Annotated in this window: 12 protein-coding genes and 1 tRNA gene; 10 read left to right on the forward strand and 3 right to left on the reverse strand. The window is 70.6% G+C overall.

Annotated features, from left to right (window positions below; genetic code table 11):
• The first annotated feature begins 45 nt into the window (after positions 1 to 45).
• The 10 genes from CSC64_RS05090 to CSC64_RS05135 all read left to right on the forward strand — a co-directional run bounded on the left by CSC64_RS05090 (position 46) and on the right by CSC64_RS05135 (position 9,895).
• On the forward strand, positions 46 to 660 hold the full coding sequence (locus tag CSC64_RS05090; protein WP_162434245.1) for a CDP-alcohol phosphatidyltransferase family protein: 615 nt from the start codon (positions 46 to 48) through the stop codon (positions 658 to 660).
• A 51-nt stretch (positions 661 to 711) separates the two neighbouring features.
• Entirely contained in the window at positions 712 to 2,184 is a 1,473-nt protein-coding gene (locus tag CSC64_RS05095; protein WP_162434246.1) for a poly(R)-hydroxyalkanoic acid synthase subunit PhaE, read from the forward strand.
• 3 nt (positions 2,185 to 2,187) lie between these two features.
• Complete coding sequence (gene phaC, locus CSC64_RS05100; protein ID WP_162434247.1) at positions 2,188 to 3,270, forward strand: class III poly(R)-hydroxyalkanoic acid synthase subunit PhaC; 1,083 nt, start codon at positions 2,188 to 2,190, stop codon at positions 3,268 to 3,270.
• A 185-nt stretch (positions 3,271 to 3,455) separates the two neighbouring features.
• Positions 3,456 to 5,843: a DUF3141 domain-containing protein gene (locus CSC64_RS13935; RefSeq protein WP_162434248.1), complete on the forward strand. Its 2,388-nt coding sequence runs from the start codon at positions 3,456 to 3,458 to the stop codon at positions 5,841 to 5,843.
• The gene (locus CSC64_RS05110) at positions 5,840 to 6,787 is read left to right on the forward strand and encodes a phosphate acetyltransferase (RefSeq protein WP_162434249.1); all 948 of its coding nucleotides are present in this window, start codon (positions 5,840 to 5,842) and stop codon (positions 6,785 to 6,787) included. The genes CSC64_RS13935 and CSC64_RS05110 overlap by 4 nt, the downstream gene beginning before the upstream one ends.
• 11 nt (positions 6,788 to 6,798) lie before the next feature.
• Positions 6,799 to 7,998 (forward strand): acetate/propionate family kinase, encoded by a 1,200-nt coding sequence (locus tag CSC64_RS05115; protein ID WP_162434250.1) that lies wholly within the window; start codon positions 6,799 to 6,801, stop codon positions 7,996 to 7,998.
• Entirely contained in the window at positions 7,995 to 8,777 is a 783-nt protein-coding gene (gene fabI, locus CSC64_RS05120; RefSeq protein ID WP_162434251.1) for an enoyl-ACP reductase FabI, read from the forward strand. The genes CSC64_RS05115 and fabI overlap by 4 nt, the downstream gene beginning before the upstream one ends.
• Positions 8,778 to 8,818: 41 nt before the next feature.
• Positions 8,819 to 9,028, forward strand: a complete 210-nt coding sequence (locus tag CSC64_RS05125; protein WP_162434252.1) for a PspC domain-containing protein — start codon at positions 8,819 to 8,821, stop codon at positions 9,026 to 9,028.
• Positions 9,029 to 9,042: 14 nt separating this feature from the next.
• On the forward strand, positions 9,043 to 9,498 hold the full coding sequence (locus CSC64_RS05130) for a hypothetical protein (RefSeq protein WP_425501678.1): 456 nt from the start codon (positions 9,043 to 9,045) through the stop codon (positions 9,496 to 9,498).
• Between the two features lie 166 nt (positions 9,499 to 9,664).
• Positions 9,665 to 9,895, forward strand: coding sequence for a hypothetical protein (locus CSC64_RS05135; RefSeq protein WP_162434253.1), 231 nt, complete (start codon positions 9,665 to 9,667; stop codon positions 9,893 to 9,895).
• A gap of 191 nt (positions 9,896 to 10,086) precedes the next feature.
• On the opposite strand, the gene CSC64_RS05140 is transcribed toward CSC64_RS05135, so the two are convergent.
• The 3 genes from CSC64_RS05140 to metX all read right to left on the reverse strand — a co-directional run bounded on the left by CSC64_RS05140 (position 10,087) and on the right by metX (position 12,111).
• A tRNA-Leu gene (locus CSC64_RS05140) sits at positions 10,087 to 10,172 on the reverse strand.
• A gap of 122 nt (positions 10,173 to 10,294) precedes the next feature.
• Positions 10,295 to 10,885, reverse strand: a complete 591-nt coding sequence (locus tag CSC64_RS05145; protein ID WP_162434254.1) for a cysteine dioxygenase family protein — start codon at positions 10,883 to 10,885, stop codon at positions 10,295 to 10,297.
• A gap of 77 nt (positions 10,886 to 10,962) precedes the next feature.
• Positions 10,963 to 12,111: a homoserine O-acetyltransferase MetX gene (metX, locus tag CSC64_RS05150; protein WP_162434255.1), complete on the reverse strand. Its 1,149-nt coding sequence runs from the start codon at positions 12,109 to 12,111 to the stop codon at positions 10,963 to 10,965.
• Between the last annotated feature and the right edge of the window lie 51 nt (positions 12,112 to 12,162).

The following is a 12,162-nucleotide window of genomic DNA, read 5'->3' on the forward strand; positions in this document are numbered from 1 at the left end:
CGCCGGATGGGTATGCTTGGGCCGTTGCCTTCGCCGGACGCCCGCATGACCCGACATTTCTCGATGCTGCGCGACTTCCACCTGGCCGACTGGTTCACCCTGGCCAACGCCTTCTGCGGCACCGGCGCAATCTTCGCCGCGATGCGCTTCCTGCAGGACGGCCACGTCCGCGACCTGCTGCTGGGCATGGCGCTGATCCCGCTGGCCTTCGTCTTCGACGCGCTCGACGGCCGCATCGCCCGCTGGCGCAAGTCGTCCTCCACCCTGGGCCGCGAACTGGATTCGCTGGCCGACGTGATCTCCTTCGGCGTGGCCCCGGCCGCGCTGGCCTACGCCTGCGGCATGCAGGGCGGCTGGGACTGGCTGATCCTGTCGTATTTCGTCTGCTGCGGCGTCAGCCGCCTGGCGCGCTACAACGTCACCGCCGAGCAGCTGTCCGAAGGCGAGGACAAGGTGAAGTACTTCGAAGGCACGCCGATCCCGACCAGCCTGGCGCTGGTGGTGGTGCTGGCGATTGCCGCGGCCACCGGCAACATCGGCGCGGAACTGTGGTGGGGTCGCTGGCAGCTGGGGCCGTGGCAGCTGCATCCGATGGTGCTGCTGTTCGCCCTGTCCGGATCGCTGATGGTCAGCAAGACCCTGCGCATTCCCAAGCCCTGAGGGCGGACGGCTGCGGACGGCGCTAGAATCGGGCGGACAAGGGAGGGCGTCATGATCAAGCCACCGTTTCCGGGCGATTTCGACTCGCTGGCCCGGCAGTACTGGGACACCTGGAGCGAGATGCTCGGCCGCAACGGGGGGTTCGATGGCTGGGGCCTTCCCGGTGGCTCCGCCGGCGGCATGCACAATCCTTTTGCCGGCACGCCATTCGCCGGCAATCCCTTCGCCGCCAGCCTGGCCAGCCTCGGCGGCATGGGAGGCGGCCTGCCGCCGGCGCTGGCCGGATTCGATCCGGGCGCCTACGAGTGGTACCAGCAGATGCAGCGCCTGGCTGCCGATTTCAGCAACGGCGGCGCCCACGCCGCCGAGATCGCCGCCGCCTGGCGCGAGATGATGGGCAAGGACGGGGGCCACTCGTTCGCCCGGATGCTGCGCTCGATGCATGGCGGCCTTGCCGGCGGCAGCTGGATGGACCAGGTGCGGCCGATGCTGGAGGCGATGCTGGGGTCGCTGCGCGAGCAGAGCGCCGAATGGCTGCGCCGCCCGGCGTTCGGCCTGATGCGCGAGCGCCAGGAACGCCTGCAGGCGCTGGCGTTGGCCTGGCAGGAGTGGGAGCGCAGCAACGATGCATTCAACCAGTTGCTGGCGCGGGTCGGACAGGACGCGTTCGCCCGCTTCGAGGTGATGCTCCAGGAGTGCGACGAGCCGGGCAAGCGCCTGGAGTCGGCGCGCGCGCTGTTCGACCTGTGGATCGATGCGGCCGAGGAGGCCTGGGCCGAACTGGCCTTCACCGAGGAATACCGCCACGCCTACGGCGAGTTGACCAACGCGATGATGCGCCTGCGCCTGGGCCTGCAGCGCGAGGTCGAGGAGTTCGGCGCGTTGCTAGGCATGCCCGGCCGCACCGAGATCGATGCGCTGGCGCGCAAGGTCGCCGAGCTGGAGCGCGCGCAGCATGCGGCGCGGAGTGCGGCGAAGGCGGCCACGGCGAAGGTTGCCGCAGCCCCGGCCCCGGCCGCACGCAGGCCAGCTGCTGCGGCGCTTGCGGCCAGGACGGCGGTTGCCGCCGCGCCGGTGGTTGCCGGGATGGAGCCTGTCGCGGCGCCGGTGGCCAGGCCGGCCAAGGTGGCCAAGACGGGGAAGGCGGGCAAGGAGAAAAGGCCGGCCGTCGCCAGGCGTGCGCAGGCGGACAAGGCCGCCGCCAAGCCGGCCACGGCTCGCAAGCCCGCGCCCACGCGCAGCACCGCGGTGCGCAAGCCGCCGGCCAGGCCTGCCGCCGCGCAGGCCGCAACCGCCAACAAGGCGCCCGCGCGCCGCGCACCGGCGCCCAGGACCGCGGCCCGCGCCAAGCCGCAGGCGGCCACTGCCGCCGCACGCAAGTCCAAGGTCGCCAGGCCCGCCCGTGCGCCGGCAGCCCCGGCCACGGAGAAGGTGGTGTCGATGAAGGACTGGGTCAGCCGCAACCTGCCGGGAATCGAGCCGCCGGTCGCCCCGGTGCGCCGCGGCAAGTCGGGGAGGAAGTAAGCCATGCGCGCCGGACCGACGGGACCGCTGCAGTTCAGTCCGCTGGACCTGGCCCAGGAGGCCTGGAAGTTCCAGCAACGCCTGTCCGAGGGCATGCGTACGCTCGGCCAGCTGCCGCCGGACGTGCACTACGGCGCTACCGAGCGCGAGGAGGTCTGGCGCGACGGCAAGACCGTGCTGTACCGCTTCGTCGGCGACAAGCCGGCCACCGGGCCGGCGCTGCTGATCGTCTACGCGCTGGTCAACCGCCCGTACATGGTCGACCTGCAGCACGACCGCTCGCTGGTGAAGGGCCTGCTGGCGCTGGGCATGGACGTGTACGTGCTGGACTGGGGCTACCCGGACCGCTCCGACCGCTACCTGACCCTGGACGACTACATCAACCGCTTCATCGACGGTGCCGTCGACCACCTGGCCGAGGCCACCGGCGGCCCGGTCAACCTGCTGGGCGTGTGCCAGGGCGGCGCGTTCTCGCTGTGCTATTCGGCGCTGCACCCGGAGAAGGTGCGCAACCTGCTGACCATGGTCACCCCGGTGGATTTCCAGACCGAGGACAACATGCTGTCGAGCTGGGTGCGCGACGTGGACGTGGACCTGTTCGTCGACGCGCTGGGCAACGTCCCGGCCGACATGATGAACGCCAGCTACCTGATGCTGAAGCCGTTCCGGCTGAACCTGCAGAAATACGTCGGCCTGGTCGACAGCCTGGGCGACGCCAGGGCGGTGGAGGACTTCCTGCGCATGGAGATGTGGATCTTCGACTCGCCCGACCAGGCGGGCGAGGCGTTCCGCGACTTCATCAAGCAGTTCTACCAGGGCAACGCCTTCGTCAACGGTACCGCCAGCATCGGCGGACGCAAGGTGGACCTGGGCTTCGTCGACATGCCGGTGCTGAACATCTACGCCCTGCAGGACCACCTGGTGCCGCCGGACGCTTCGCGTGCCCTGGCCAACCTGGTCGGCAGCGACGACTACACCGAGCTGAGCTTCCAGGGCGGCCACATCGGCATCTACGTCTCCAGCCGCGCCCAGCGCGAAGTGCCGGCGGCGATCCACCGCTGGCTGGCGGCGCGCCAGGGCGGCTGACCCGGGGCTGCCCGGCCCGCGGGCGGCGGTCGTGGAAGGGATCCATCGCGCACGGCGATGGCGCGTGGTGGCCGCATGCCGGCGGCACCGCCACCGCGTGCGCCAAAGGGCCAATTCGGCCGGCGCGGATTTTTTCTAAGCTGGGGGCCGGCACGAGCCATCCTCCCCCCCACGAGGCACCGGCAATGGAAATCCAATCGCTTGCGCGCAGCCAGGACGTCGCCGGCAAGATCAACCGTGTATTCGCCCGGCGCGTCGCCCATGCGGACGGGCGGCTGCAGGAACGGCTCCGCGAGGCATGGAAGGCGTACTCCAGCGGGTCGGGGACCGCGGCCGCACTGCCGACGCCCTGGGAGCTGTGGTCGGAGTGGTCGAACTACGCGGTCGATGCCGGCCAGCGCACCATCCTGTTCTGGGAAACGCTGCGCCAGCGCGGCAACAACTACAACGAGCACGTGGAGCAGGGCCAGCCGCCGGTCCTGCACTTCGACTACACGACGGTCCTCGATGGCCGCCAGTTCGAGCGGCCGGTCAACTACGCGCTGGTGGCCATCGTCCCGCCCGCGGGCGTCAAGGTCGACGCGAAGCGGCGGCCGTTCCTGATCATCGATCCGCGCGCCGGGCACGGCCCCGGCATCGGCGGCTTCAAGGACGACTCGCAGGTCGGCGTGGCGCTGCAGGGCGGCCATCCGGTGTACTTCCTGATCTTCTTCCGCGAACCGGAGCCGGGCCAGACCCTGCTGGACGTGTGCGAGGCCGAGCAGCGCTTCGTCCACGAAGTGCGCCGGCGGCATCCGCACAGCCCCAAGCCGGCGATCGTCGGCAACTGCCAGGGCGGCTGGGCGGCGATGATGCTGGCCGCTTCCGACCCCGACGACACCGGCCCGCTGGTGATCAACGGTGCGCCGATGTCGTACTGGGGCGGCGCCTGGGACGAAGGCGAGGGCGACAACCCGATGCGCTATTCCGGCGGGCTGCTCGGCGGCAGCTGGCTGGCCTCGCTCACCGCCGACCTGGGCAATGGCCTGTTCGACGGCGCCTGGCTGGTGCAGAACTTCGAGAACCTCAACCCCGCCAACACGTTCTGGGACAAGTACTACCACGTGTTCGCCACCGCCGACACCGAGCCGCCGCGGTTCCTGGAGTTCGAGCGCTGGTGGGGCGGCTTCTACCTGATGAACCGCGAAGAGATCGAGTGGATCACGCGCACCCTGTTCATCGGCAACCGGCTGTGGTCGGGCGAAACCGCCGGCAGGAACGGCCGCTCGTTCGACCTGCGCGACATCAAGGCGCCGATCATCCTGTTCGCCTCGATGGGCGACAACATCACCCCGCCGCAGCAGGCGTTCAACTGGGTCGCCGACGTCTACGGCAGCACCGAGGAGATCAAGGCGCGCGGCCAGGTGATCGTGGGGCTGCTGCATGAAGACGTCGGCCACCTGGGCATCTTCGTGTCCGGGCGCGTGGCCAGGAAGGAACACGCGCAGATCGTCTCGGTGCTCGAATCGGTGGAGCTGCTGCCGCCGGGCCTGTACGGCATGGAAATCAGCGAGACAAAGGCTGCCGATGGCAGCCGCGGCTACGAGGTGGCGTTCCACGAGCGGCGGCTGGAGGACGTGCTGCAGAACCTGAACCGGTTCGAGCGGGCCGACGAGCGTCCGTTCGAGACGGTGGCGCAGGTGTCCGAGTTCAACCAGCGCGCCTACGAACTGTTCGTGCGCCCGCTGGTGCAGGCCGCCGCCAGCGAGCCGGCGGCACGGCTTTCGCGCGAACTCCACCCGTTGCGGATGCAGCGCTGGCTGCTCTCCGACCGCAATCCATGGCTGGGATGGCTGGGGCCGGCGGCCGGGGCGGTGAAGCAGCAGCGCAGGGCGTTGCCGGCCGACGCACCTTCGCGCCGCGGCGAGGCGCTGTTCGCGGAGATCGTCAGCGCCTCGCTCGACCACTACCGCGCGATCCGCGACGCCGCCAGCGAGGCGGCATTCTTCGGGATCTACGGTTGCGTCTTCTCGCACATGGGCGGGCCGCCGGACGCGGAAGATGCCGACGCCGGGCGCGATGCCCGCGAACTGCACTTCGTGCAGGATGCGCTGGCCTCCATCGCCGAGGGCGGGTTCGCCGAGGCCTTCGCCCGCGCCGGAGCGCTGCTGGCGCCGCAAGGCGGGATGCCGCTTTCCCGGCTGGTGCTGCGCAAGGATGTCGCGCGCGATTACCGCGACCTGCTGCCGGACCTGTCGCTGGAGCAGTGGCGGCGGATCCGCGGCGAGCAGGAAATCATCGTCCGCTACGCGCGCGAGCAGGCGATCGAGACCCTGCCGGCGCTGTTGGCCGATGCCGAGGCCCGCGACCGCTTCATGCAGCTGTGCAGGCGCCTGCTGGCCGACGAGCGCGTCCAGCACGCCGGGGCAACGGCCGCGCAGGCCGCCATGCTGGACAGGATCCGCGGGCTGCTCGGACGCAAGCCGGCCAAGCCGGGAAAGACTGCCAAGACTGCCAGGACGGCCACGCCGGCCAGGACACCGCCCAAGCGCGCCGCCGCCGCCCCGAAGCGCCCCGGAGGGAAGACGAAATGAGCCAGCGCCACGAAAAGTACCAGCGCCTGATCGACGCCTGCCGGGCGCTGCCACCGACGCCGACCGCGGTGGTGCATCCCTGCGACGAGAGCTCGCTGCGCGGCGCCGCCGAGGCCGCCTCACTGGGGCTCATCGCGCCGATCCTGGTGGGTCCGCGGGCGCGGATCGAGGGTCTTGCAGCGGAGCATGGCATCGACATCGGCGGCCTCGCCCTGGAGGAGGCCGCCCACAGCCACGACTCGGCCGAGCGTGCGGTCGCGCTGGTGCGCGAGGGGCGCGCCGAAGCGCTGATGAAGGGCAGCCTGCACACCGACGAGGTGATGGCCGCGGTGGTCCGCCGCGACACCGGACTGCGCACCTCACGCCGCATCAGCCACTGCTTCGTGATGGACGTGCCCGGGCACGCGGACGCGCTGATCATCACCGACGCGGCGATCAACATCGCCCCGGGGATCGCCGAGAAGGTCGACATCGTCCAGAACGCGATCGACCTGGCGCACGCGCTGCAGCCGGGTCCGGCGCAGGACGTCAGGGTGGCGATCCTGTCGGCGATGGAGACGGTGAATCCTGCCGTGCCTTCCACGATCGAAGCGGCCGCGCTGTGCAAGATGGCCGACCGCGGCCAGATCACCGGCGCGATCCTGGACGGGCCGCTGGCGCTGGACAACGCGATCGACCTGGATTCGGCGCGGATCAAGAAGATCGAATCGCCGGTGGCCGGCCGCGCCAACGTGCTGGTGGTGCCGGACCTGGAGGCGGGCAACATGCTGGCCAAGAGCCTGACCTTCCTCGCCGACGCCGATGCGGCCGGCATCGTGCTCGGCGCCCGCGTGCCGATCATCCTCACCAGCCGCGCCGACTCGGTGATGGCGCGGCTGGCCTCGTGCGCGGTCGCGGTGCTGGTGGCCCGCGTGCGCCGCGAAGGCCGCAAGGTCGTGGGCTGAGGGGGCGCGACATGATCGATGTCATCCTGGTCCTCAACGCCGGTTCCTCCAGCATCAAGTTCTCGCTGTTCGCGGCCGACCCCGGCATCCCCGGGCTGCTGATGTCCGGGCAGATCGAGGGGCTGTACGCGGCGCCGCGTTTCCGCGCCCGTGACGCGGCTGGCGCACCGGTCGGCGAGCACCGCTGGCCGGACGGCGAACAGATCGGGCACGCCGGCGCCGTTGCCCACCTGGTCGGCTTCCTGCGCGGCCAGCGCGACCGCTACCGGCTGTGCGCGGCCGGCCATCGCGTGGTCCACGGCGGCCTTGCGTTCTCCGACCCGGTACGGGTCGATGCGGGCGTGGTGGAGGCACTGGACGCGCTGACGCGGCTGGCGCCGCTGCACCAGCCGCACAACCTCGCCCCGATCCGGGCGCTGCTGGAGCAGACGCCGCAGCTGCCGCAGATCGCCTGCTTCGACACCGCTTTCCACCGCGGCCAGCCGGACCTGGCCCAGCGCTTCGCGCTGCCGGCGAAGATCACCGATCGCGGCGTGCGCCGCTACGGTTTCCACGGGCTTTCCTACGAATACATCGCCAGCGCTTTTCCGGACCTGGATCCGCGCGCGGCCGCCGGCCGCGTGGTGGTCGCCCACCTCGGCAACGGCGCCAGCATGTGCGCCATGGTCGACGGCCGCAGCGTCGCCAGCACCACCGGCTTCACTGCGGTCGACGGGCTGCCGATGGGCACGCGCAGCGGCACCCTGGACCCGGGCGTGCTGCTCTACCTGATGGACGACATGGGCATGGATGCGCGCGCGATCGAGACGCTGATCTACAAGGAGTCCGGGCTGCTGGGCGTGTCCGGGATCTCCAGCGACATGCGCACCCTGCTGGCCAGCAGCGAGGCGTCCGCGCGCGAGGCGGTGGACCTGTTCGTGTACCGCATCGCCCGCGAACTGGGCTCGCTGGCCGCGGCGATGGGCGGCCTGGACGCGTTGGTCTTCACCGGCGGCATCGGCGAGCACGCGGCGGTCATCCGCGAACGCGCCTGCCGCGACGCGGCCTGGCTGGGCCTGGAGTTCGATGCCGGCGCCAACGAGGCCGGCGGGCCGCGCATCAGCACCGCGGGCAGCCGGGTCTCGGCCTGGGCGATCCCGACCAACGAGGAACTGATGATCGCGCGCCATACCCGGCGCCTGGTCGCGGCGCACGGAGGAGCGGAACGATGAGCACCGACCGGCCCGGACGGATCCTCGATGGCGCCAGGGCGCTGGTGGTGGGCGTCGCCAATGACAGTTCGATCGCCTATGGCTGCGCCCGTGCCTTCGCCGAGAACGGCGCCGACCTGGCCATCACCTACCTCAACGAGCGCACCCGCGCCTTCACCGAACCGCTGGCGCAGGAGCTGGGCGCGTCGATCTACCTGCCCATGGACGCCTCCAGGCCCGGCGAGATCGAAGCGGTGTTCGACGCGATCGCCCGGCAGTGGGGCAGGCTGGACGTGCTGGTGCATTCGATCGCCTGGGCGCCGAAGGACGACCTGCAGGGCGGCCTGCTGGAGTCCAGCGCCGAGGGGTTTGCCCAGGCCATGGACGTGTCGTGCCATTCCTTCGTGCGCATGGCGCGGCTGGCCGCGCCGCTGATGAAGGACGGCGGGACGATGTTCGCGATGAGCTACTACGGCGCCAACAAGGTGGTGCCGAACTACAACCTGATGGGCCCGGTGAAGGCGGCGCTGGAAGCGTGCTGCCGCTACCTTGCCTACGAGCTCGGGCCGCGGGGCATCCGCGTGCATGCGATTTCGCCGGGGCCGCTGAAGACGCGCGCGGCCTCCGGGCTCAAGGATTTCGACCTGCTGCTCAACGAGGCGGCGCAGCGCGCACCGCTGGGGGAGCTGGTGGACATCCTCGACGTCGGCCACACCTGCGCCTACCTGGCCTCGCCGTATGCCCGCCGCCTGTCCGGCGAGACGCTCTACGTCGATGGCGGCGTGAACATCATGGCCTGACCCGCGCTAGACTGCCCACGCCAGCCCGACGGAGCCCGTGCATGAACGCCAGCACCCCCACCACCGGACTGTCCCGATCGCTCAACGACCGCATGATCGCCGGGGTGATCGGCGGCATCGCGCACCGCTACGGATGGAGCTCCACCTGGCTGCGGATCGGCTACGTGCTGGCCTCGATCCTGTCGGCCGCGTTCCCCGGCATCCTCGTCTACCTGGTCCTGTGGCTGCTGATCCCGAACGAAGCGGACTGAGTGGCCGGACGCGCCTGCGCCCGCCGCGCTGGCTGCGGGCGCTGGGGTTCGTCCTCGGCGTGGCCTGGGCCTCGCCGTGGACCCTGCTGGGCCTGTTCGTCGGCGCCGCCGGGCTGCCGGCCGGCGCTTCGGCGCACTTCAGCCGCCGCGACCGCGCCCTGGTGTTCCGGCGCTGGCCCTGGGGCCCGGGCGGGGCGATCACCTTCGGCAACGTGATCATCGCCACCGGCCAGGACCTGGACGCGGACTGCATCACCTACGAACACCGCGCCGGCTGGTGCGCGCATCCGGCCGTGCGCCTGGGCGACCACGAGCGCGCGCATGTGTACCAGTACATGCTGCTCGGGCCGCTGTTCGTGCCGCTGTATTTCCTCTGCGGCGGCGTGTCGGTGCGCAACCGGTTCGAGCGCGCCGCGGATCGATATGCGCTGCATGGGCACGGCTGGTGGCCGTGGCCGCGCGCTTCATGAACCTGTCTTCATGAATGGATGATCGCGCATTCGCAGCGCGGAAACGTGCGTTTCTCGCAACGGAAATATCGGCCGACCAACATGTTCTGCACGAACTTCTAACGACGCCGCCGGCACACTGCGCGGCATCGACCGGAAGCGGTACAGAACAAGAGGAAACGGCCGAATGAGCATTGTCCTTTACATCGGCGGCAGCAAGGACGGCACCCGCGGCTTCGTCCCGCACGGATTCACCAAGACCATGCGCGAGACCGTCGAGTACGGCCGCGAGATCTACGTCGAACGCCTCGTCCGCCTGGCCCGCTACGGCACGGTGCGGATCATGGCGCTGGAATCGCTGTGCGAAGAGCTGATCGCCAGCCTGGTGAGTCGGCACTACGCGGCGGCCACCGCCTGAGGTCACGTCACTTGTAGGAGCCCACTTCAGTGGGCGACCCGACGCCAACGGGAGACACCACGTTGAACGCGGTGCCCCTGGACCAGTCGACGTCGACTCAGCCCCGCCGGACCGGTCGCCTTGAACGCGGCTGCGGTATGGCGCTGTCGGGTCGCCCACTGAAGTGGGCTCCTACAGGAGGGGCTTGGTGGTGGTGCCGAAGGTGGGACTCGAACCCACACGGTTTTAAGGCCGGCGGATTTTGAGTCCGCTGCGTCTACCATTCCGCCACTTCGGCAAGGGCGCGAGTATAGCGGCCGGCGGGTCGGGACGGCTACGCGGCGGCGCTTCGGGCAACACGCCGTGGCCCGACGCGATCGCTTCGTCCGGGGCGGCCATGCGGGGGCGTCCGCTGCGCGGCTATGCCGCCGCCTGGTCGTCCGTCGCCAGCTGGCGTTCCTCGCGGCGCGTCCAGCCGGCGTTCCCGGCATGGTGGTCTTCAGGCACGAACACATGGCAGCGCAGCAACGGCCGCTGGTAGACGTGCAGCGAGACGGCGATGTCGTCGGTGCCGGGGTTGCGGATGGCGTGGTACTCGTGCGGCGGGATCAGGCTGCCGGCGGTACCGGGGCCGGCCTCGATCGTGCCCACGGGTTCGAAGCGCCAGCGCTCGCCGTCGCGCTCGCACGGTTCGTACTGGGTGATCGCCAGGCGGCCGCGCCACCCGCCTTCCACGCACCAGGCGCCGTCGTGGTCGTGGACGTGGGTGCCCTGGCCGGGGCCCCAGGTCATCGCGATCACGCTGTAGCCCAGGGTGGGGCTGGCGTGCAGTTCGCGGCGGGCGTAGTGGTCGGCGACCGGTTCGAGCACGCAGCGCGGCAGGCCCACTTCGCGGTCGGCGAACAGCGCCACCAGCGCTTCGCGCAGCGCCGCGGTGACCGCGCTTTCGTCTTCGAGCCGGACCGCCGCGTCCAGCGCGGCGACCAGCCTGTCCTTGCCGGGGAATTGCATCGCGGGCGCGTCCGCTGTCCGGGTCCGGGGCAAGGGAGCCAGCGGGACGTTAGAAGAATGTTTCCGCTGCAACCGTGTCAGGGGTCGAGGCTGTCCAGGAAGCCGCGCACGGCCGGGCCGAAGCGGGCGAAGTCGACCAGGAAGGCGTCATGCCCCTGCGGCGAATCCATGCCGATGAACTGCGCCTGTGCGCCGCCTGCGGCCAGGCCTTCGGCGATCTCCTGCTGCTGCTGCACCGGGAACAGGATGTCGGTGTTGGCGCCGATGGCCAGGGCGCGCTCGATCCGGATCCGCGCCAGTGCGGCCGACACGTCGCCACCGGCGTGGTCGGCGATGTCGAACCAGTCCATCGAGCGGCTCAGGTACAGGTAGCAGTTGGGGTCGTAGCGGCGCACGAAGCGGCGGGCGTGGCCTTCCAGGTAGCTCTCGACCTGGAACTCCAGGCCGCCGAACGGATCGTCTTCGGCGCCGGCCAGCGGGATCGCTTCGTCCAGGCGCACGCGGCCGAAGCGGCCGTCCCATTCCAGGGCCGAGCGGTAGCTGATCACGCCCAGCTTGCGGGCGATGCGCATGCCCGATTCCGGGTAGCTGTCATCGTCGTAGAAGCCGTTGTTCCAGTTCGGATCCAGGCGGATCGCTTCGCGCTGCAGCGAACGCACCGCGATCGAGAACGGCAGGGCGCGGGCGCTGCCGGAGATGTTGACGTGGGCGCGGGCGATGCCCGGATGTCGCTGCAGCAGCGACAGCGCGGTCATGCCGCCCATCGAGTTGCCGATCACGCAGGCCAGCCGTTCGATGCCCAGGCCGCGCACGACTGCGGCCGCGGCATCGGCGATGTCCTCGATCGACAGTTCCGGGAAGGAGAGCCGGTAGGGTTCGCCGCTGGCCGGGTCGATCGAGGCCGGGCCGGTGGAGCCCTTGCAGCTGCCCAGCGAGTTGACGCAGACCACGAACCAGCGGTCGCTGTCGATCGGCTTGCCGGGGCCGAGCATCGGTTCCCACCAGCCGGGTTCGGGGTCGCTGGCATGCGAAGCGGCGTGCGCGTCGGGCGACAGGCCGGTGACGATCAGCACCGCGTTGCCGCGTGCCGCGTCCAGCGTGCCCCAGGTCTCGTAGGCCACGCGCGCGCCGTGCAGCGCGCCGCCGCGCTTCATCGGGAAGGGCGAGGGCAGGGCGTGGAAGCGCGTGCCTGGAGGGATGAATTCGTGGGTGGATGCGGGGGGCATAGAGGCCGGAGTTTACCGGCATCGGCGTGCACGTCGCAGGCGTGCGGCGGG

It is taken from the genome of Pseudoxanthomonas koreensis, from assembly GCF_010093225.1.
In the GTDB taxonomy this organism is placed as follows: domain Bacteria; phylum Pseudomonadota; class Gammaproteobacteria; order Xanthomonadales; family Xanthomonadaceae; genus Pseudoxanthomonas; species Pseudoxanthomonas koreensis.